Source organism: Dysgonomonas massiliensis (assembly GCF_900240225.1).
GTDB lineage: Bacteria > Bacteroidota > Bacteroidia > Bacteroidales > Dysgonomonadaceae > Dysgonomonas > Dysgonomonas massiliensis.
In genome coordinates this window covers 222,034-245,522 of the sequence record NZ_OEPV01000002.1, presented here as the reverse complement: position 1 = coordinate 245,522, position 23,489 = coordinate 222,034, and the positions used below count along the sequence as shown (strand labels likewise).

Below are 23,489 nucleotides of genomic sequence, written 5' to 3'. Positions count from 1 at the left end.
TGTATTTGCATCACTTTTTACTATAAAAGCAAGCAACATATCCTACTCATCTTCGTATATTTGTATATTAACTCGAAGAAAAAATGACCAACAAAATAATAGATTTCAAAACAGCAAGCGACGGCTCGAAGCCAGTTAGCGAACGAAACAACAATCCCGTAATAGGGATTTCCGTAAATATCGACTCTCAAACATCTCGCTTACACGAAGCATACATCAATTCAGTTCTCAATGCTGGAGGTATCCCCGTGCTAATTCCGGCTACGGATGATGTAGACGTACTACGCGAAATAGTAGACCGATTGGACGGACTGCTACTTTCGGGAGGATCGGATATAGATGGTCGCTACTTTGGCGAGGAGACTCTTGAAGAACTGACAGATGTATCGCAAGAGCGTGACACATACGATTTCCTATTGCTCCGTATAGCAGCCGATCGCCAATTGCCTATTTTCGGTATCTGCCGAGGCATGCAGGTTATCAATGTTGCTTTCGGTGGTGGCATGTATCAAGATATTCCATCGCAATTCCCGGGAGAACCTCTAAGCCATAGCATTCTGACCGACAAGGAAAAACCGGCTCACAGAGTACGTATCGAGAACGGAACAGTACTACATGATATCTTCGGTTGCGATGAAATCGGTGTCAATTCGCGCCATCATCAGGCAGTAAAAGAGATTGCACCTGGCTTTAAAATATCGGCAATTTCTACCGATGGAGTTGTGGAAGCCATCGAAGCATTTCCTGAATATCGAATACTAGGTGTACAGTGGCATCCCGAGAATATGGCTACCGATGGCAACGACGAAGGCATGAAAAGGCTTTTTGCGCGACTCGTCGAGGAAGCGAAACTATTCAGCAAAGCCAAGCAATTTCATTCACAACATTTGTCTGTAGATTCGCATTGCGATACACCTATGCTTTTCGAAGAACATACAATTGATATAGGTCTTCGCAATCCCGCTGCACAAGTAGACCTGCCAAAGATGTACGAAGGGAAGCTGGATTCTGTCTTCGTTGTCGCATATATTCCTCAAAGTTATCCCGAAAAAGGAGCTACAAAATATGCTACAGATTTGCTTACTGAAATGCAACGACAAATTGAGAATAACAGTCAATATGTAGGTCAGGCACGTACTTTTGAAGAAGCCATCGAGCTGAAAAAACAAGGCCGAAAGGCTATTTTTCTAGGAATTGAAAACGGACACGCACTTGAGGGCAATCTTGACAACTTAGAGTTCTTCAAAAAAATGGGCGTCACCTATGTTACACTTTGCCACAACGGAGCGAATGCTCTTTGCGATTCAGCTATAGGAGAGCCACTCTACGGAGGATTGAGCGAGCTAGGAATAAAAGCAGTAGAACGCATGAACGAATTGGGCATAGTTGTCGATCTATCTCATGCCGGAGAGTCCACTTTCTATCATACGCTAAAAGTGAGTAAAACTCCCGTTATAGCTTCGCATTCATCAGCGCGAGCTTTGTGCAATCACCCTCGAAATCTGACAGACGATCAGATACGAGCAATTTCAGAAGCAGGTGGCGTAGTTCAGGTTTGTATCTATAGCGGATTCTTAGTAAAAGATCGTAAAGCAAGCATCATGGATGCAATAGAACATATCGAACATATTATTCGCGTCGGAGGAATCCAATGCGTTGGTATAGGTTCCGATTTCGATGGTGGTGGCGGTGTCGAAGGATGTCAGGCAACAAACGAACTGATCAATATCACAGTTGAATTGCTTCGCCGCGGATACACCGAAGAACAAATCGCAGCTATTTGGGGAGGTAATATCCGCCGAACGATAGAAGCTATTCAGAACTATAACAAGATAAACTAAATGGCTTTAAACTATATTTGGATCGGATTTTTTCTGGTTGCACTGGTCGTAGCTTGCGCAAAGCTTATATTCACGGGCGATACGCAGGTATTTTCCGATATCATCAACGCAACATTTACTTCTGCTCGAAGTGGATTCGAAATATCACTTGGTTTGACGGGAGTATTGGCTCTTTGGCTAGGCATTATGCGTATCGGCGAGCAGGGAGGAGTGATCAATACCTTTGCGCGCATTGCAGCACCCGTGTTTGGGAAGTTGTTTCCCGACATACCCAAAGGTCATCCCGTAATCGGACGTATGTTTATGAACTTTTCGGCGAACCTACTGGGACTTGACAATGCGGCAACTCCAATTGGACTAAACGTCATGAAAGAGCTTCAGGAACTCAATCCGCAGAAAGACACTGCAAGTAATCCGATGATAATGTTTCTCGCCATCAATGCTTCAGGACTGACACTCATTCCCGTAACCATATTGATGTATCGCGCACAATTGGGAGCTGCTGCACCTGCTGATGTATTTATACCGATACTACTTGCAACGCTTATATCGACGTTGACAGTTATCTTTCTTGTAGCCACGAGACAAAAAATACAGCTGTGCAATCGCGCTATCCTTATTCCATTCGGCGGGATAATGGCATTTGTAGCAGGAGTATTACTATTATTCGTCACAATGGACAGAGAAGTAGTGGCTTCTTATGCCACGACTGCGGCAAATATCTTGCTACTGACTGTTATCTGTGGATTTATTCTAGCCGGAGTTATCAAAAAAATCAATGTATACGATGCTTTCATCGAAGGAGCCAAAGACGGATTCAAAACTGCCGTAACAATTATACCCTACCTCATCGCTATACTTGTTGCCATCGGAGTATTTCGTGCTTCGGGGGCAATGGATTATCTGATCGATGGCATCAAAGCAGTAATAATGCTTGTAGGAATTGATACTGCATGGGTTGATGCTTTACCTACGATGCTGATGAAACCGCTTAGCGGTAGTGGAGCTCGCGGAATGATGGTTGACGCTATGCAAACTTATGGTGCAGATTCACTTGCTGGACGATTAAGTTGTATAGTACAAGGCACAACAGATACTACGTTTTATGTCGTAGCATTATATTTCGGATCGGTAGCTATCAAAAATATACGCTATGTACTATCATACTCACTGATAGCCGACTTTGTAGGACTAATTGCAGCTGTATTCTTGGCATATATTTTCTTTGGATAAATAAAGTATGAAGTTAGAAACATTGTTTTTAACTTTATACCACTTAAATCATATTAATACGCATATGAAAAACAAAATTTTACTAGGTTCAATCTTACTTACATTCATGGCTTGTAACAACAATGTAAAGCAAAAGATCACCTACCCTGAGACACGGAAAGGTGATGTAGTAGATGTGTATTTCGGCGATTCGGTTGCCGATCCATACCGTTGGCTGGAGGACGATCGTTCGCCAGAAACTGAGGCTTGGGTAAAGGCTCAGAACGAAGTTACATTCGGCTATCTCTCTAAGATCCCATATCGCGACCAGATAAGCAAACAGCTCGAAGATATGTGGAATTACGAACGTATCAGCGCACCATCTAAACAAGGAGACTATACATATTATTTTAAAAATGACGGGCTGCAAAATCAATCGATCATATACAGAAAAGATGATAAAGGCCAAGAAGAAATTTTCCTTGATCCTAATAAATTTTCGGCAGACGGAACTACTTCGCTCGGAGGAATGAGTTTTTCTGAAGATGGTAGCTTGTTTGCTTATGCAATATCTGAAGGTGGAAGCGACTGGCGCAAAATCATTGTGATGGATGCCAAAACAAAAGAGATTGTCGGCGATACACTGATTGACGTTAAATTCTCAGGCATGTCTTGGTACAAAAACGACGGTTTTTACTATTCGAGCTACGATAAACCTGAAGGTAGCGAATTATCAGCCAAAACTGATCAGCATAAATTATACTACCACAAGTTAGGCACAGCACAAAAAGAAGATAAAGTCATCTTCGGAGGCGATATCAAGAGACGTTACGTTGGCGGATATGTTACCGACGACAACCGTTTCTTAGTCATCACTGCTGCAAATTCAACTTACGGAAACGAACTTTACATCAAAGATCTTTCAGCTGCTAATAGTCCGATCAAAACTATTGTAGACAATTACAATAGCTCGAACTACATTCTAGACAATAAAGGTGATGTATTGTATATTTCGACCGATATGGATGCACCAAACTCGAAAGTTGTAACAGTAAATATCAATGCTCCTCAACCTAAAAACTGGAAAGACTTTATCCCTGAAACTGAAGAAGTATTGAATCCTTCAACCGGAGGTGGATATATATTTGCACAATATCTGAAAGATGCACTAACCCAGATAAAACAATACGACTATGATGGCAATCTAGTACGTGATATCGAATTGCCGGGATTGGGCTCTGCAAGTGCACCGGATGGTAAGAAAAACGATGAAATTCTTTACTACAGCTTCACAAACTATGTGACACCTACGACCATCTATTCATACGAGCCAAAAGAAGGTAAATCGGAAGTTTATCAGAAACCTGATGTAAAATTCGATCCTAGCGCATACGAATCAAAACACGTATTCTACAACTCGAAAGACGGAACTCGCATCCCAATGATGATCACATATAAGAAAGGAACTGAATTTAACGGTCAGAACCCAACAATTCTTTATGGATACGGAGGCTTTGGTGCCAGTATGACTCCTGGATTTAGTGTATCGAATGCCATTTGGATTGAGAACGGAGGAATCTACGCCGTAGCCAATCTTCGTGGAGGTGGTGAATATGGCAACAAATGGCATCAAGCTGGAACACAGATGCAAAAACAAAATGTTTTTGACGACTTCATAGCTGCTGCCGAGTATTTGATTGCAGAGAAATATACATCACCAAGCCATCTGGCTGTTAAAGGCGGATCGAACGGAGGTTTACTTGTTGGAGCTGTTATGACTCAACGTCCTGAGTTATTCCAGGTAGCACTTCCTGCTGTTGGCGTATTGGATATGTTGCGTTATCATACATTCACAGCCGGAGCTGGTTGGGCATTCGACTATGGAACAGCTGACGACAATAAAGAAATGTTCCAATATCTGAAAGGATATTCTCCGCTACACAACGTGAAAGAAGGCATTTCTTATCCGGCAACACTTGTCACAACGGGCGATCATGACGACCGAGTGGTTCCGGCGCACAGCTTCAAATTTGCAGCCGAATTGCAAGCCAAGAACACCGGCGACAATCCGATGTTAATCCGCATCGAAACAAATGCAGGACACGGAGCTGGAAAATCGATGACTCAGATCATTCAAGAGAATGCTGATGTACAAGCATTCACTCTATACAACATGGGTGTAGAAAGTTTGAAATAAACTATTAGTTATACAATATAAAAAGGTTTAGATCTTTATGATCTAAACCTTTTTTATTCTTTGTGTATTAATACTTCTAACCCTTTATCTCGTCAAAACCTTTTCCATATACACCCCTCACAGTACTTTGCGAAATGAATGCATTTTCATCGATACTCTTTATCAAGCGGAACATTTGTACAGATTCCGATCGTTTAGTCAAAACAACTACAACCTTAACAGCATTATGTGAATAGGCTCCTGTACCATCCAAAAGCGTACATCCTCTATTCATTTCACTAATGATCGCTTGAGATATAATTTCGCTTTTCTCTGAAAAGATAAAAAACTGAACTGACTGACGGAATCCATTGATAACCATATCGATGGTATAGGTCATTACACCCATAACGATCAAAGCTGTTACAATTTTATTGAAGTCATGGAATAATAGATACGAGCTTGATATAATTAAGAAATCGCACAAAAGCATACCTCGTCCGAAGGACAGATTCTTATACTTATTGATTACTGCCACTACTATATCCGTACCTCCGGTACTACCATTAGAACTGAAGACCAAACCTATACCGGCACCACATAACATAGCCCCGATTACACCTGACAAAATAGGCTCACCCACAAGCAGAGGCTCCTTAATTAATTCTTGAGCTCCAGCCAATAGCAGAGTAAGTACAACAACACCGAATATTGTCCTCTTCAAAAAATCAGCTCCAAGAAACTTAAATGACAACAACAATAACACTGCATTGATTGTAAAATAAGAGTATTGTAACTTTATACCTACCGCATATTCTATCAAAAGACAAACCCCAGTCAGACCTCCAGTAACAATCTCGCCTGGTTTTATAAAACCGACCAGACCGATTGCATACAACATCAAACCAATAACGATATTGATATAGTCTTTTACATAAAAGGATTTTAAATACTTTTTCGCCATATTATATTTTAAATATTAAACTCATTACTGTTTCCTTAAGCCCTTAGTTCATCGAAGCCTTTACCATATACACCTCTAACTGTACTTTGCGAAATAAACGCATTCTCATCAATACTTTTTATTATTCTAAATATTTGAACCGACTCCGATCTTTTAGCCAATAGAACAACTACCTTCGATGGTTTATGTGTATATGCTCCCATACCATCCAGAAACGTACATCCACGCCCAGTATTTGCTATTATCGCTTGGGCAATCTCCTCATGCTTTTCGGTAAAAATCATAAACTGTACCGACTGACGGAAACCATTAACTACAGTATCGAGAGTAAAGGTCATCACACCCATTACAATGAGTCCGGTAACTATTTTATTGAAATCATGAAAAAGGAGGTATGAACTTGATATAATCAAGAAATCGCACAACAACATTCCTCTGCCAAAAGACAGATTCTTATATTTATTGATTGCCGCCACAACGATATCCGTTCCTCCGGTACTACCATTCGAACTGAAAACCAATCCAATACCTGTACCACACAACATGGCACCAATTACTCCCGACAATATAGGCTCGCCAGTCAAAAGCGGTTTAGATATAAATGTTTCGGCAATTGATAATATGATGGTCAACGTAACAACTCCGAAAATTGTTCTTTTCAGAAAGTTAGAACCTAACATCCTGAAAGACAATAATAGTAAAATTGCATTGATTACGAAATAAGAGTATTGAAGCTTTATCCCAGAAGCATACTCTATCAACAGACATACTCCGGCCAAAGCACCGGTCACTATTTCGCCCGGCTTGATGAAGCCGACCAGACCTATGGCATACAATGCCAGACCGATAACTATATAAATATAGTCTTTGATATAAAAGGACTTCAAATACTTTTTAGTCATATCGCGATACTTTTAAATTATCTAAGGTTAATCATTCCACAGAACGGAGAAATAATCTCCTCTGAATATTTTATATTGGGTCTCGTCTACCTTGTCTATTGCTATATTCGAAATAACATATGCTACACGAGATGTTGGCCTCAAAACAAATGGAGTTTTAAAATAGTGTTTCCCATAATCTCCACTTCCGGAATATCCTTCTCCCACTCGCCTTTTCTTTTCCACGTATTCATAAGGATTCATCGGCGTATAGAACAATATTTGAGGATAAGCAGGTACATGAACATTATAAACTGTATCTACATCCAATTGATCGGTAAATTTAGCTATTTCTTCAAGACCTTTCACGAAACCATTGTAGTTTCTTTTAGTAAATGAACTCTGAGAATAATACATGAAATAATATGCCCCGAAAAACAAGCCTAGCATAAAAAATCCTGAATAAATCAGCTTTCGCCATTTCACGAACCAGGATGTAAACAGATATATTCCTTTACCAAAAAAGAATAATAATGGTGGCCATATCAAATTCCAATGGTTGGTATTTGGTTCTACTAGTATGAATATTAATATTGTAGATGCAAGCCAAAGCAGGAAAATCTTATCTATATCACCTAGTTTTTTCGTTTTTACATAGTTACAAAAAGTATAAATGATAAAAGGTAGTCCTATGATGTTATAAAACTGCCCCCAAAGAAAGAAGCTATTCCATCTGAATGAATCGTCTCCCGTAATAAGGAACATTATTCCTCGTTTCAAATATGACAATACAGACATTCCGCCTAAAACAGTGGTAGAACTAGCACGATCCCCATCTAGTTTTGTGATTGTCATAAATCCCAGCTTAAATTCTTCGAGATCGAAGAACATTACGCAGGCAAAACAGATCAAAGGAATCAATACGATGAGCATCAAGGTTCCACATATAGCTATCTGAGGAACCGAAAGCTTTTTATTCTTTAATAAGAAACCATATATCAGGATGCAAAATAATGGCAACATAAACCAACTTACACCATATGCATATGCCGACAACGCGATAAGCAATGAAGCTACAAGCACATAAACAAATCGTCGATAAGATGATTCTTCGTAACAAACAATAATAATCAGGCTGGTTGCAATGATCAATAGATTTGGACACAGATTACAATCCAATGCCCAACGGCTCATCATCCAATGCCACGGACTTATTACAAACATCATTAAGACTATAAACTGCATAGCGTATGCAACCTTAGTCTTTTTCAAGGCATAATAGATTGAGAATAAAGCTGCGCAACTTGTTATTATCATTGGCAGCCGGAAAGTGACTTCCGAAAGTCCGAACAATTTGATAAATGGTACTGCAAGATATGCGTACAATGCCGATTGACCGGTTCCCCACGATTTGAAATATACCGGATAGGAAGCTAAATGTCCGTCAACACCATAGTTTGCCAAGCTCCATGCATCATAACCGCCTATGGCTTCATCCGAATAAAGTCCGAAAGGGTAAGATGGCCAAATACTGCGTACGAATACACCAAACGCAAGGATAAATAACATAGCGTACCAATAGTTTTTATCGCTAGAAGCGGGCAATTCCTTAGCTATTTTATATTCTCGAAACAGAAGTACAAAACAGACGACCCACAAAAGCAATATTACACTATGATACGCCTCTATATCCATTACGTCTTCAGTAAGAATTTACTACTGAATTATATTACAACGTTTACGATTTTTTTCGGAACTACGATAACTTTTTTCGGAGTTTTACCTTCCATCCATTTAGCTGAATTCTCGTGCTCCAAGACTGTTTTTTCGATCTCTTCTTTAGCTGCATCAGCTGCAAATTCGAGTGTAAAACGAGCTTTCCCGTTGAACGAAATTGTGTATGTAATTACATCTTCAACCAGATATTCAGGTTTGAATTCAGGCCAGACAGCATCGCAAATTGTTGTATCGTGTCCTAATGCATGCCATAATTCTTCTGCAACGAAAGGCGCAAACGGAGCTAATACAACAAGCAGTTCTTCAAGAATTGCCCGCTTACTGCATTTCAATGCTGTTAGCTCATTCACACAAATCATAAATGCCGAAATAGACGTGTTGAACGAGAAATGTTCAATATCGTAAGATACTTTCTGGATCAATTTGTGCAATGCTTTCAATTCGTCTTTCGATGGAGCATCATCAAATACTGCTAAAGAATCTCCTTTATAGAAAAGATTCCACATCTTGCGAAGGAAACGGTGAACACCATCAATACCATTTGTATCCCAAGGCTTTGATTGCTCTAATGGACCTAAGAACATTTCGTAAAGGCGTAGTGTATCAGCACCGTATTTCTCTACTATAACATCCGGATTCACTACATTGTGATACGATTTAGACATTTTTTCAACTGCCCAACCGCACACATATTTACCATCTTCAAGAATAAATTCTGCTGTATTGAACTCAGGACGCCAAGCTTTGAATGCTTCAAGATCAAGTATATCATTGCTTACAATATTTACATCCACATGAAGCTCTGTTGTTTCGTATTGATCTTTCAAGTTCAACGATACAAACTTGTTAGTTCCATTTATACGATACACATAGTTACTTCGTCCCTGAATCATACCCTGATTGATCAGCTTCTTGAAAGGTTCATCCTCGCAAGAAACACCCATATCGAACAAGAATTTATCCCAGAAACGGCTGTAAATCAAGTGACCAGTCGCATGCTCCGTTCCACCGATATAAAGGTCAACATTGCGCCAGTATTCGTCTTTTTCTTTCGAAACAAGAGCTTCGTTATTATGCGGATCCATATAACGCAAATAGTATGCTGACGATCCTGCGAAACCAGGCATCGTATTCAATTCAAGTGGGAATACTGTCTGATTATCTATTTTTGTGTTTTCTACAACTTTGTTATTTACTGTATCCCAAGCCCAAACTGTTGCACGACCTAGAGGCGGCTCGCCAGTTTCGGTAGGCAGGAATTTATCAACATTAGGCAACTCCAACGGAAGTGCTTCGAAAGGGAGCATTTGTGGCATTCCGTCTTTGTAATATACAGGGAATGGCTCACCCCAATAACGTTGACGAGAGAAGATCGCATCACGCAAACGATAGTTTGTCTTGATACGTCCTAATTTATTTTCTTCGATGTATTGTTTTGTCTTTTCGATAGCCTCTGGCACAGTCAAACCATTTAGATTCAAACCTCCTTCTGCATTCGAATTGATCATAATACCTTCTTTAGCATCGAAGCTCTCTTCCGACACATCAGCACCTTCGATCAATGGAATAATTGGTAAATCAAAATGTTTTGCAAAAGCATAGTCACGGCTATCGTGCGCCGGAACAGCCATAATAGCTCCCGTTCCGTACCCTGCCAATACATAATCTGCAATCCAGATCGGAATTGATTTTCCGTTCAAAGGATTTACTGCATACGAACCTGAGAATACACCCGTAACTTTTTTATCCATCTGACGTTCACGCTCAGTACGCTTCTTAGTAGCAGCCAGATATTCGTCTACAGCTTCTTTCTGATCTGCAGTAGTTACTTGCGCCACGTATTCACTTTCGGGAGCCAACACCATAAATGTTACTCCGAAAATAGTATCGGCACGAGTAGTAAATATATCGAATTTAACGTCCGAATCTTTTACAGCAAATTGCATTTCTGCACCTTGACTGCGACCAATCCAGTTACGTTGAGTTTCTTTTATCGAGTCTGTCCAATCTATCTTATCTAAACCATCTAGCAGACGTTGTGCATAAGCCGATACACGTAAGCTCCATTGACGCATAACGCGTTGTTCAACCGGATATCCGCCACGTTCTGACAATCCGTTGATAACTTCATCGTTAGCCAATACAGTACCTAGTGCAGCACACCAGTTAACTGTAGTATCTGCTAAATATGCGATACGATAGTTTAGAAGTATTTCTTGTTTTTCTTTATCCGATTTTGCTTTCCATTCATCAGCAGTAAATTCCAACTCGTCAGTACAAGCTACATTCAAACCTTTAGCTCCATTTTCTTCAAAATAAGCTATCAGCTCTTCAATCGGACGAGCTTGTTGTTCATCGTTGCAGAAGTATGAGTTGAACATTTTGATGAATGCCCATTGTGTCCAATGGTAATACTCGGGCTCGCAAGTACGGATTTCACGGCTCCAGTCGAACGAGAAGCCAATCTTATCCAATTGCTCACGATAGCGATTGATATTCTGTTCGGTTGTTATTGCCGGATGCTGACCTGTTTGTATTGCATATTGTTCGGCAGGAAGACCGTAAGCATCATAACCCATTGGATGCAAAACATTGAAACCGCACAGACGTTTGTAGCGCGAATAAATATCCGACGCAATATATCCCAGTGGGTGCCCAACGTGCAATCCCGCTCCCGATGGGTATGGGAACATGTCGAGGACATAAAACTTAGGTTTATCTGCGTTCTCTACTGTCTTGTATGTTTTGTTTTCGATCCAATACTGATACCAACGTTTCTCTATCTCTTTGAAATTGTATTCCATAGCTGAATAATAATGCATTAAAAAAATCGGTTCAAAGTTAGTCAATTCTTCGGATTAAAATGATGGTATACCCAAAGAATATTACAGCAGATATCCTTATCGCAAGGATACTGACAACAACATCTATTCAGACGACTAGTCGTTTGCTAAAATCTTCCGCATTTCCGACAGCTGTTGTTCCTCTATCGACAACGGATCATATGCCAGCCAAAGCTGATTAGTAGCCTTTTCGTTACCTTCCCACAATATTTTCAAACGCTGTCGCTCAAGACTATCACCCAACAACATATCCGAAGCAATAGTTATACCGTATTGAAGATGAACTGCTTTAAGCATTATATCCAGATTAGGTATTACAAAATGTGGCTTAATAAGAGGTCTTTTCTTGAAATTCTCACGCCAGAAACGACGAATTATAGATAATTTATTATCAAATACTATCCATGGCTGAGCCAGCAACCATTTCTCGGCAGCATCAATATCTCCCTTCGAGATATATTGCTCTAGCTCACGGCTATCTAAATTGATGTGAGAAACAATAAGAAATCGTTCTTCAATAACCGGCTCATAAACGACTTTGTCCGACTCTACTTGTTGAGTCACAATTGCAAAATCCAGGTCTTTGTTCAAAACTGCTTCTACCAAATCTCCTGGAAAACCGAATCGAAAGTTGACATCTATCTTACAATCTGCAAATTTATCGATCAGTACATTATATGTATATTCTATGGGTGCACCAATCCTCAGATTTCTCAGTCTCTGCAACGATACCTTACGGAATTCGCCTTCCACACGCTCCAGATTTTGCACCGAATCCACAATCTGCGTATAAAGCAGTTTTCCATATTCTGTAGGAACAAGTTTACGAGGAAGTCGTTTGAAGAGTTTATGACCAATATAGCTCTCCAATGCAGCCAGTTGAATACTCACATTAGGTTGAGACACCAACAACTCTTCGGCTGCACGTGTCAAATTACCATTCTGATAAATGGCTTTAAACGTTCTATACCATTCTAAATTAACCATATGACAAACATACACATTTATCTATAAATATTTTTATAGATATGCATAAATTATTCTATTTTGATTATAAATAAAGGCATCGTATCTTTGTAATGTAAAAATTAACACAACAAATTAGAAAGGAACATAATATGAAAACTACATTATTCAAAGAAGCAACAAGAGGTCACGCATACCACGGATGGTTAGATTCTAAACACACATTCAGTTTTGCAAGATACTTCAACCCCAACAGAATGGGATTCGGATTACTAAGAGTAGTAAACGACGATAAGGTAGCACCAAGCGAAGGTTTCGGAACGCACCCACACGACAACATGGAAATTGTATCAATACCTCTTTCGGGCAAACTAGCTCACAAAGACAGTATGGGACACGAACAAGTTATCACTACGGGTGAAGTTCAAGTAATGAGCGCAGGAACAGGTATAACTCATAGCGAGTACAATGGAAGTAGCGACAAGCTAGTCGAATTTTTCCAAATATGGGTATTCCCTCGCGCACAAGGCTTGAAACCAAGATACGATCAGAAAGCGTTTGATTTCGACATGAAGAAAAACGATCTAACTCTTACTGTATCTCCTGACGGAAGCGAAGGCAGCCTATGGGTAAACCAAGACGTATGGTTTAGCATCGGAAACTTCGACAACAACAACGCCAAAGAATACAAAGTAAAGAAAGAGGGAAATGGTGTTTTCGCAATGGTAATAGAAGGCGAATTTGAAGTAGCCGGAACGAAATTATCTCGCAGAGATGCTATCGGAATAGAAGACATAGACAAGTTTGATATAAAATCTCTATCTGACGATGCTCGCATCTTATTGATAGACGTCCCAATGAATTGACTTCCAACAGACACTAATACACAAAACTAGACAATAAAAAAGCTGCAAACTTATGGTTTGCAGCTTTTTTTATTTATCGAAACTAAACGATCCTTATTCTACCGGAACGCTATAGTTATCACCAGCATCAAGAACAACACCAGCATTGTTGATTTCAAGGAATGTTGTACCTCCACCTTTCGCGAAACTTCCGCTTAGGTAAGTTACCATATCTTCACGTTTTACGTGACCTTGTTCAACTAGGTCTGCAAGAGCTTTTAAGAAATACTCTTTGTGTTTGTTTGTTGTATAACCTGTAGATTCTCTGTATCTAGCAGTCACACCGTAACATACTGAAAGTTGACGAGCAACTTCTACATCAGAACAGAATGCATAAACAGGGCTCTTGCTACGGAATGCAGCTAGAGTACGAGCTGTACGGCCAGTAACACTATCAGTGATGATAGCTGCAACTCCAAGTTGGCTACAAGACTTAACCGCTTGTTTAGCCAAGAATGAAGTTTCATCGTATTCACTATCTTTGAAAGGAACTGGAACTACTTTTTCAGCCAATTTAGAAACCTCAGTAGCAGCACAGATTTGTGCCATTGCACGAACTGCTTCAACCGGGTATTTACCATAAGCTGTTTCACCACTCAACATCACAGCATCAGTTCCGTAATATACTGCGTTAGCAATATCTGTTACCTCAGCACGTGTTGGACGTGGATTTTCGATCATTGTATGCAACATTTGAGTAGCTACGATAACCGGTTTTTTATATTCAATCGATTTGCGGATCAATAGACGTTGGATAGCAGGGATTTGTTCTTGTGGAACTTCAATACCTAGGTCACCACGAGCTACCATCACACCATAAGCGTGTTCGTAGATTTCGTCGATATTATCAACACCTTCTTGGTTTTCAATTTTAGCGATGATTTTGATTTTGCTATTGTGAGCATCAAGGATTTTTTGAACATCAAGAACGTCTTGTTTGTGACGAACGAATGAGTGAGCAATAAAGTCAGCGCCGTTTTTGATAGCAATCTCGATAGATCTTTTATCTTTTTCAGTGATTGAAGGAAGATTGATGCTAACGTTAGGGATGTTTACACTCTTACGGCTTCCGATTGTTCCGTCGTTTTGAACAACGCACAATAGAGCGTCAGCTGTTTTGTCAACAACTTGAAGAGCAGTTTCACCATCGTCAATTAGAATAACGTTACCTACAGGAACGTCTTTAACGATGCTTGGATATGATACAGAAATCGTTTCTTGATTTGATTTGAAATCAATATCACCGATTACATTTATTTTGTCTCCTGCTTTCACTTGGATTTTACCTCCATCAGCAGTAGCAGTAGTACGGATTTCAGGACCTTTAGTATCCATAATGATACCAATATGTTTTGAAACTGAACGTACATTGTTGATTACTTTAACAAAGCCCTCTTCTGTCATGTGGGCAGAGTTCATACGCACTACGTTAATTCCTTCGTTATACAATGAACGGATGAAATCAACATCACAACGCAAGTCTGAAATTGTAGCTACAATTTTCGTCTTTTTCTGAATCATAAATTTTAGAATCTTAATTTATATGGTTATTTAATCTCATTTTTTACAAAATAGTCTATTGCCAGTCGATACGAATCCATTCCGAATCCAACAACAGAACCTTTGCATGCTGCTGCAATCACAGACTTATGCCTAAACTCTTCGCGAGCATGTATATTGGACATATGAACCTCTATTACAGGAGTTTTAATTGCTTTGATAGCGTCTAGCAATGCTATCGATGTATGTGTATATGCGCCTGCGTTTATTACAATCCCATCGTAACTGAAGCCAGTCTCATGTATTTTATCGATCAGATTTCCCTCGTGATTTGATTGATAATATGATAATTCACAGCCTTCGAAAATAACTTTTAGTTGTTCAAAATATTCTTCAAACGAGTAATTTCCATATATAGACGGTTCTCTTTTTCCCAGCAAATTGAGGTTCGGACCGTTTATTATCTGTATTTTCATATATACCAAACTGTTATGAGCAGCAACTGCTATTTTTAATAACGAGTGCAAAGGTAGAATTTTTTACCATATACCGAAAGCTTTTAAGTACAATAATTGTGAAAAAGTAAGTCTAAATAATAGATTTAAATCCTTTTATCAAATCGGCCTTCAAATCCTCAAAATCTTCTAATCCGACCGACATGCGCAGCAGATTATCTTCGATGCCCATAATTTTCTTCATTTCGGGCGTAAATGTGCCATATATTGTCGATTCGGGATGAATAATCAGACTTTTATTGTCAAAAAGGTTTGTAGCTAACCTCACTAGTTGCAAATTATTCACGAAACGATAGCAAGCCTCCTTACTCTCAAGATTGAACGTTAACATAGCCCCAGGATTCCCCTTGAATAATTGATCCGAGATTTGTTTATAAGGCGAACTTTCAAGCCTTGTATATTCAACTTTGACAACATGTGGTTGATCTTCCAAAAATTTAGCCAGCTCGTATGCTGTTTGAGAAGCTCTATTGTATCGCAACTCCAGAGTCTCCATACCTAAGGCCTGCTGATAGGCAGTATCTGCATCCATGCAAGCACCCAGATTACGAGCGACTTCTCGTTTGATCTTAAACATGAAAGGCGACAATTCTGCATTTCCTTGCACTTTACCTAAACGTTTGTGAGTCGACCAATCAAATGAACCATAATCCAGAATAGCACCTCCTATACTGGTTGCACCACCCGAAACGTATTTTGTGGTAGACATTACCTCAATATCTACTCCTGCTTTTCGTGCATCGAATCCGCACCAAGGAATTATCGTGGTATCCACTATCATCGGGACACGACGTGCCTTCAATATTTCCGAAATCTCCAAAAGATTAGCAACCTCCATATGAGGATTAGTGATCAACTCGCAGAAAAAAGCACAGGTATTTTCATCAATAGCCGAAGCAATCTCCTCAAGATTATCCGTATTTACAAATCTTGTTTCTACGCCAAATTCAGCTAAAGTAAATTTTAAAACTGAAAAAGTGTTTCCGAATAAATGGGGCGATGTTACAATATTAGCTCCAGCCGAAGCAATAGCCATAAATGTATTTGTTATGGCAGCCATACCCGAAGCTACACACTGCACATTATCGGCACCCGAAGCAACTTTTATCTTTTGTTCAAGGTTATCGACCGTCGGGTTCGTAATTCTGGAGTATGTATGCGAAGTAACCGACTCTCTATTCTGAAAAGCTGAAGCAATGCTTTCTGCATCTGCAAACTCAAATGCCGCGTTGCGATAAATAGGCATCGTTATAGCCCCATGAATATCTGGTTTGGTAAACTTTTTATCAATTATTCGCGTAGTAAAACACGCAGAATCTTCATTGTTTTTTGCTGCCATATCAATAATAATATAGAATAAAGAAACAAATATATGAATATTAAAAGAAAATAAAAGAACTTTATTTAAAAATACGCAGCAAATAATTCAAGTAAAAATGCAGCATGACAAATTGGCACAAAATTCAAGTTTGGCAAATACTTTGAAGTATTCAATATACAATTAACAATGAAAGAAAGGAGACCTAACATATGAATTTCAACAACTTTACTATTAAATCTCAAGAAGCTTTACAGAAAGCGATAGAGATAGCAAAAGAAAAAAATCAACAGTCAATAGAACCGGCACACATCTTATTAGGTGTATTTCTGGTTGGAGAGAATGTTGTGAATTTTCTTTTTCAAAAACTCGGAATCAATTCGAGACAATTAAATGATATACTCAATAGAGAAATAGATTCATTTCCGCGAGTTTCGGGTGGCGAACCCTATTTGAGTCGCGAGAGCAATGCCGATCTAGACAAAGCCGTAGATATAAGCAAAAAAATGGGTGATCAGTTCGTATCGCTCGAACACCTATTATTAGCTATTCTTGGCGGAAAGAGTTCTGCATCGCGCATCATGAAAGATGCAGGCGTAACTGAAAAAGAGCTGGAAGCTGCTATTGTCGAACTCAGAAAAGGAAATAAAGTAGACAGCCAATCGGCTGAAGATACCTATCAATCGCTCGAAAAATATGCGATAAACCTTACTCAACGTGCTCGTGACGGTAAACTCGACCCGGTAATTGGACGTGACGAAGAAATTCGTCGTGTACTACAAATTTTGAGTAGACGTACTAAAAACAATCCGATTCTTATCGGTGAACCAGGTACCGGTAAAACAGCCATAGCCGAAGGATTGGCACATCGTATAGTTCGTGGCGATGTTCCTGAGAACCTGAGGAGCAAGCAAATATACTCGCTTGATATGGGAGCTCTGATTGCCGGAGCCAAATATAAAGGAGAGTTCGAAGAACGACTAAAATCTGTCGTAAACGAAGTAACTAAAGCCGAAGGCGAGATCATTCTGTTTATCGACGAAATACACACATTGGTTGGCGCCGGAAAAAGCGAAGGTGCTATGGATGCTGCCAACATCTTGAAACCAGCATTAGCACGTGGCGAACTTCGTTCGATAGGAGCTACAACTTTGGATGAATATCAAAAATATTTCGAAAAAGACAAAGCGCTCGAACGTCGTTTCCAGATCGTGATGGTTGACGAACCTAGCGAAGTAGATGCTATATCTATTCTTCGTGGATTGAAAGAAAAATACGAAAACCATCACAAGGTTCGTATTCTAGACGAAGCAATCGTTGCAGCAGTACAATTATCATCACGTTATATTACCGATCGTTTCTTGCCCGACAAGGCAATTGACTTGATGGACGAAGCAGCAGCCAAACTCAGAATGGAAGTTGATTCTGTCCCAGAAGAGTTGGACGAAAAGAGTCGTCGTATTGCACAACTCGAAATAGAACGCGAAGCCATCAAACGTGAAAATGATAAAGATAAAGAAGCTCTGCTTTCGAAAGAAATCAGCGATCTGAAAGAGGAAGAAAAAGCCTTGAAAGCAAAATGGCAAGCCGAAAAAGAAGTTGTAAACAAAATACAGCAGAACAAAGTCGAAATAGAAGAAGCCAAATTTCAAGCTGAAAAAGCCGAACGTGAAGGCGATTACGGAAAAGTAGCCGAATTGCGTTACGGAAAGATCAAATCGCTTGAAGAAGGTATTGCTGCGCTTCAAAAAGAATTGCACGAAATGCAAGGCGGTTCGGCAATGATAAAAGAAGAAGTAGACGCCGTAGATATCGCTGATGTAGTATCACGTTGGACTGGGATTCCGGTCAATAAGATGATGCAGAGCGAACGTGAAAAGCTATTGAATTTGGAAGACGAACTTCACAAACGTGTGGTTGGTCAGGACGAAGCTATAGTTGCTATTTCGAATGCTATTCGTCGTAGTCGTGCCGGTCTGCAAGACCCTAAACGACCTATCGGTTCGTTCATTTTCTTGGGAACAACGGGAGTCGGTAAAACCGAATTAGCGAAAGCTTTGGCCGAATTCTTATTCGATGACGAAAATATGATGACTCGTATCGACATGAGCGAATATCAGGAAAAATTCAGTGCAACCCGTCTAATCGGAGCACCTCCGGGATATGTTGGCTACGATGAAGGCGGTCAGTTGACCGAAGCCATCAGACGCAAACCATATTCTGTTGTGCTGTTCGATGAAATCGAAAAAGCGCATCCTGATGTATTCAACATTTTGTTGCAAGTGCTAGACGATGGACGATTGACCGACAACAAAGGACGTGTCGTAAACTTCAAAAATACGATCATCATCATGACTTCGAACATGGGATCGAATGTTATCCGCGAGAACTTCGCACAGATGACACCCGACAATCATGGGGAAGTAGTTGAGATGACAAAACTGCAAGTTCTGAACATGCTGAAATCGACAATACGACCAGAATTCTTGAATCGTATCGACGAAATAATCATGTTCGAACCATTGAAAGAATCGGAAATTGAAAGCGTAGTTCGTATCCAATTGAATGGCATTAAGAAACTGCTCGAAGGTAATGGATTCAAGCTTGAATTTACCGAAGAAGCTATCAAATTGATTGCCCGATTGGGATACGATCCTGAATTCGGAGCTCGTCCGGTGAAACGTGTTATACAACGTACTGTTCTTGATTCATTATCGAAGAAACTATTAGCCGGAACAGTAGATCGTTCTCATCCGATTGTGGTAGATGCAAAAGATGGCGAACTAGAGTTCAAAAACTAACAAAACCTCAAATAATAGAAAAGCTCAGGAAAATAGTTCTCTGAGCTTTTTTTGTTTATACTTTGATGCGAATTAATTATCAACTCTAGTACCAATACTTGCAATAATATCCTCTACCGTTTCACCCAAACCTTTAGGATTGGGGCCATATTCGTTAATTCCATAATCTCCATCACCAAACAGCATCACCAGATTATAAAAAGGAATAATCTGATACCACCCCGAGTTGCCTCTATCATGACAACGCTTTGCTCCTTGAGCAAACAGAAACCAATAAAGAGGAATGCTAAGAGGCAACATCATAAACATCATATAACCACTTCTAAATTCTGTAGTCGCAAAAAGACTATGCAAAAAAACTACAATAAAGATACACGCAAATACATATAAGTACATTATAATAATGCTAAGTCCATATTCAAGACGTCTGATACGTCCATAAAAAGAAAAAGGATTTTTAAACATGTGTAGTTTTTATAATATTTTATTTAACAATTGGTTAATGTTTCAAATGTACAATTTTTCACGTGCAAACAAAAAAAATAAACCTCTATACACCACACTTTATCAACGAGAGTGTTGAACTCACATATTTTTTAGTCATTCAAAATGAATATCTTTTAATATAAAGATGAAAAAAAAGACATAAAAGACACATCACGTACAAAATCGCTCTTCATTATTTACAAAATGAAATCAACATCAAAGAATACACCTAAAATAAAAGGCATTTTATATCATTTTGTCAAAACAATATTGTAATTTAGAGTCCAAATTTGATGAATCTAAATAAAAACGAAATACAAAACAATTACAATTATGAAAAGAACCGAAAGAGACCTGATTGGAGAAGTACAAGTACCTGCCGAAGCTTATTATGGCGTACATACTCAACGTGCATTAGACAACTTCCACATTTCTGGAATTAAAATCAACAGCTTTCCAGAATTCATCAAAGCAATGGCTTATGTAAAATGGGCTGCCGCTGCTGCAAATAGAAAAGTAGGTATTTTGGATTCGAACATTGCTAACGCAATAATCGAAGCTTGTAAAAAAATTATTGCAGGCGGATATATCAACGAATTCCCTAGCGATATGCTACAAGGAGGTGCAGGAACTTCGACAAATATGAATGTAAACGAAGTAATTGCAAACATCGCACTCGAATCGATGGGATTCCAAAAAGGAGAATATCAACACTGCTCGCCATACGATCATGTAAACTTGTCACAATCGACAAACGACGCATACCCAACAGGTGTGAAACTTGGAGTTTTGTTTTATAATAAACACTTGACCGAAGCATTACAAAAACTGATCGATGCATTCCACGCAAAAGGCCGTGAATTCTCGAAAGTAATGACAATGGGACGTACTCACCTTCAAGATGCTGTTCCTCTTCGTTTGGGACAAACATTTGAAGCATGGGCTGCTACATTAGAAAAAGAATTGAAATCAGTAAACAACGCTGCTGACCAATGTCTTGAAATCAACATGGGAGCAACTGCCGTTGGTACTGGTCTGAATGCAGCTTCAGGATACGACAAAGCTTGTACTGAAATGCTTGCCGAAATCACAGGTTTGAAATTCCGCGAAGCTGACAACTTGGTCGAAGCGACTTCAAATACGGGAAGCTTCGTAGCTTACTCTGCAGCAATGAAGCAACTAGCGGTTAAGCTTTCTAAAATATGTAACGACCTTCGCCTATTGGCATCAGGACCACGTTGTGGATTGTTCGAAATCAATCTTCCTCCACGTCAAGCTGGTTCATCTATCATGCCAGGGAAAGTGAATCCGGTAATTGCTGAAGTAACAAACCAAACTTGTTTCCGCGTAATAGGTAACGATCTTGCTGTTACATTGGCAGGCGAAGCTGGTCAATTGCAACTTAACGTGATGGAACCAGTTATGACATACAGCATGCTTGAATCGGCAACATTGTTGACAAATGCAATGACTACTCTTCGTGTCAACTGCATCGAAGGTATCACAGCTAACGAGGAACATTGTAAAGAACTTGTTGTTGGTAGCGTAGGTATCGTAACAGCACTTAACCCACACATCGGTTACAACAATAGTACAGCTTTAGCCCAAGAAGCTTTAGCATCGGGCAAGAGCATCTATGATCTAGTTCTTGAGAAAAACATTCTTCCAAAAGAACAACTAGACAAAATTTTCAGCCCTGAAAATCTACTTGGCGAAAAATAACCAATTATAAAGAACAACGCATTTAAGCAGCATTTAAGCAGCATCTAACTTTATCAAGATAAGGATGCTGCTTATTTTTTACAGAATTATCACCTATACCATAAATAACACTCTGTCCGTGAATTATCCCCAAGAACAAACATCAATCAGTTCTGATAAACCAACAATTGCGTTCAATGATCGCTTCATGTAAAAAAAGTTAAGATAAATCTATTACGCTTCGACGCTCATTTTCTGAGCAAAAATTTGTGTAAGTTTGTAATTAGACCTAGTCAATTTTGCAAATGAATAATTCTGAAAAATATAATCTTCTGACTGAATCTGAGGTTAAAATGGAATCTTGCATGGCCATTATTCCTCGCTACAGCCAGACGAATGCCTTTTCTGAAAATTATATCCGCAGATCTTTATCAAATCATGCGGGAATTAAACTCGAACAACTTAGTCAAAACGAAGATACTTTCAATGCGAAGATTAGTTATCGCGATGTCAGTTATTCTGTAGATATATATACTCTTGAGATTGCTAATCTAAATCTGCAAAGTTACGGATTTGCCAATCACATCGACGATGAATCGTTTCGTCTGGCTCGTCTACAGAAGAGATGCATATGCGTATCACTTTATTTCGGGGCAGATAATCTTGATTCATTTTTGTTTCAGCTCAAACTCCTGGATGCGCTGGTTCCAAGCGCTAGTTTGGTTATCGACTTTGTATCTTACCGCCTCCTGTCACCGCATTGGCTGAAGATGACCGCGCAATCGGACACACCACCATCACCTGATTACCTATATACACTGCATTGTGTATTTGACGAAAAAGAAGATGGCGAACGACGTTACTGGTTTCACACGCATGGCCTACTCAGATGCGGTTCAGTTGAACTCGAAATGATCAATATAGGCAAAGGATACGAGCAGATGCAAGTACTGATTAACACCACCGTCAAGAAATTCCTGACATCTCCGTCCATAGAATGCGAACGTTTTACTATCGGTTACGATGGGATGGGAATCAACCTTTGCTGGTTACGATGGGAAGAAGCCATTAAGCAATTCCCTACAGATACACTAGGCGGAGCTAATGATCGGAAAGGAAAAGAGAATGTACATACCGATCCGGGAGGAGTTATCTTTGCCGTCGAAGATGGCAACATGATTTCGCCCGAGATATATGCATCTACTTTGGCCGTAAATCCTATTTACTACATCAGTACCGAAGAGACTAATCGCATGAGCGCATTGGCTAAAGAGCGTTACAACCTCTTCTTGAAAGCATACAAAAAAAAATATATTAGTCCGGGTAAAAGAAATATATTCAAAAAAATATTCCGTAAAAACAATGACGAACAATACTGGGCTTTCTTGGTAAAGCTTGGTTTAACAGTAGACAACGCGCAATCGTGGGACGAACGCGAACACTTGTGGTTCGAAGTTCTTTCGAGCAGCGAACGCTGGATTAAAGGAAAGCTATTAAATCAGCCTTATTGGATTACCGAGCTCAACGAAGGAGACGTACGCGAATTTCCGATCGAATTGCTTACCGATTGGGTTATCTATGCACCGGGAACGAGTTATACGCCCGATACGATCTACGATTTAGAGGTGGAAAATTAGAATAAA

The 23,489-nt window shown here is 39.5% G+C and carries 16 protein-coding genes; 7 read left to right on the top strand and 9 right to left on the bottom strand.

What is annotated here, in order from left to right:
* Positions 1-83: 83 nt before the first annotated feature.
* The 3 genes from C1A06_RS03260 (at position 84) to C1A06_RS03250 (ending at position 5,250) form a co-directional block, all read left to right on the top strand.
* Entirely contained in the window at positions 84-1,841 is a 1,758-nt protein-coding gene (locus tag C1A06_RS03260) for a gamma-glutamyl-gamma-aminobutyrate hydrolase family protein (RefSeq protein WP_101688791.1), read from the top strand.
* Positions 1,842-3,074, top strand: a complete 1,233-nt coding sequence (locus C1A06_RS03255; RefSeq protein ID WP_101688790.1) for a spore maturation protein — start codon at positions 1,842-1,844, stop codon at positions 3,072-3,074.
* 64 nt (positions 3,075-3,138) lie between these two features.
* The gene (locus C1A06_RS03250) at positions 3,139-5,250 is read left to right on the top strand and encodes a prolyl oligopeptidase family serine peptidase (RefSeq protein ID WP_101688789.1); all 2,112 of its coding nucleotides are present in this window, start codon (positions 3,139-3,141) and stop codon (positions 5,248-5,250) included.
* 76 nt (positions 5,251-5,326) lie between these two features.
* Here C1A06_RS03250 and C1A06_RS03245 read toward each other — a convergent pair whose 3' ends face one another.
* The 5 genes from C1A06_RS03245 to C1A06_RS03225 form a co-directional block, all read right to left on the bottom strand.
* The gene (locus tag C1A06_RS03245; RefSeq protein ID WP_101688788.1) at positions 5,327-6,193 is read right to left on the bottom strand and encodes a YitT family protein; all 867 of its coding nucleotides are present in this window, start codon (positions 6,191-6,193) and stop codon (positions 5,327-5,329) included.
* 35 nt (positions 6,194-6,228) lie between these two features.
* Positions 6,229-7,095, bottom strand: coding sequence for a YitT family protein (locus C1A06_RS03240; protein ID WP_101688787.1), 867 nt, complete (start codon positions 7,093-7,095; stop codon positions 6,229-6,231).
* Positions 7,096-7,122: 27 nt separating this feature from the next.
* Positions 7,123-8,769 carry an ArnT family glycosyltransferase gene (locus C1A06_RS03235; protein WP_159461376.1) on the bottom strand — a complete coding sequence of 549 codons (1,647 nt, stop codon included), beginning with the start codon at positions 8,767-8,769 and terminating at the stop codon, positions 7,123-7,125.
* A gap of 29 nt (positions 8,770-8,798) precedes the next feature.
* On the bottom strand, positions 8,799-11,615 hold the full coding sequence (leuS, locus tag C1A06_RS03230) for a leucine--tRNA ligase (RefSeq protein WP_101688875.1): 2,817 nt from the start codon (positions 11,613-11,615) through the stop codon (positions 8,799-8,801).
* Positions 11,616-11,750: 135 nt separating this feature from the next.
* Complete coding sequence (locus C1A06_RS03225) at positions 11,751-12,641, bottom strand: LysR family transcriptional regulator (RefSeq protein WP_101688785.1); 891 nt, start codon at positions 12,639-12,641, stop codon at positions 11,751-11,753.
* A gap of 131 nt (positions 12,642-12,772) precedes the next feature.
* Between C1A06_RS03225 and C1A06_RS03220 the strand changes: the two genes are divergently transcribed.
* The gene (locus C1A06_RS03220; RefSeq protein ID WP_101688784.1) at positions 12,773-13,486 is read left to right on the top strand and encodes a pirin family protein; all 714 of its coding nucleotides are present in this window, start codon (positions 12,773-12,775) and stop codon (positions 13,484-13,486) included.
* 93 nt (positions 13,487-13,579) lie between these two features.
* Here C1A06_RS03220 and pyk read toward each other — a convergent pair whose 3' ends face one another.
* The 3 genes from pyk to C1A06_RS03205 all read right to left on the bottom strand — a co-directional run bounded on the left by pyk (position 13,580) and on the right by C1A06_RS03205 (position 16,879).
* Complete coding sequence (gene pyk, locus C1A06_RS03215) at positions 13,580-15,046, bottom strand: pyruvate kinase (RefSeq protein WP_101688783.1); 1,467 nt, start codon at positions 15,044-15,046, stop codon at positions 13,580-13,582.
* A gap of 26 nt (positions 15,047-15,072) precedes the next feature.
* The gene (gene aroQ / locus C1A06_RS03210) at positions 15,073-15,501 is read right to left on the bottom strand and encodes a type II 3-dehydroquinate dehydratase (RefSeq protein ID WP_101688782.1); all 429 of its coding nucleotides are present in this window, start codon (positions 15,499-15,501) and stop codon (positions 15,073-15,075) included.
* A 112-nt stretch (positions 15,502-15,613) separates the two neighbouring features.
* Positions 15,614-16,879, bottom strand: coding sequence for a PLP-dependent transferase (locus C1A06_RS03205; RefSeq protein WP_185116808.1), 1,266 nt, complete (start codon positions 16,877-16,879; stop codon positions 15,614-15,616).
* A gap of 191 nt (positions 16,880-17,070) precedes the next feature.
* On the opposite strand from C1A06_RS03205, the gene clpB reads away from it, so the two are divergent.
* A complete protein-coding gene (gene clpB, locus C1A06_RS03200; protein WP_101688780.1) occupies positions 17,071-19,659 on the top strand; it encodes an ATP-dependent chaperone ClpB in 2,589 nt (862 codons plus the stop codon).
* A 72-nt stretch (positions 19,660-19,731) separates the two neighbouring features.
* On the opposite strand, the gene C1A06_RS03195 is transcribed toward clpB, so the two are convergent.
* Positions 19,732-20,124 carry a DUF805 domain-containing protein gene (locus tag C1A06_RS03195; protein ID WP_101688779.1) on the bottom strand — a complete coding sequence of 131 codons (393 nt, stop codon included), beginning with the start codon at positions 20,122-20,124 and terminating at the stop codon, positions 19,732-19,734.
* 354 nt (positions 20,125-20,478) lie between these two features.
* On the opposite strand from C1A06_RS03195, the gene aspA reads away from it, so the two are divergent.
* Together aspA and C1A06_RS03185 are read left to right on the top strand one after the other, a co-directional pair.
* The gene (gene aspA, locus C1A06_RS03190) at positions 20,479-21,867 is read left to right on the top strand and encodes an aspartate ammonia-lyase (protein ID WP_101688778.1); all 1,389 of its coding nucleotides are present in this window, start codon (positions 20,479-20,481) and stop codon (positions 21,865-21,867) included.
* 284 nt (positions 21,868-22,151) lie between these two features.
* The gene (locus C1A06_RS03185; protein ID WP_101688777.1) at positions 22,152-23,483 is read left to right on the top strand and encodes a DUF4026 domain-containing protein; all 1,332 of its coding nucleotides are present in this window, start codon (positions 22,152-22,154) and stop codon (positions 23,481-23,483) included.
* Positions 23,484-23,489 lie beyond the last annotated feature (6 nt).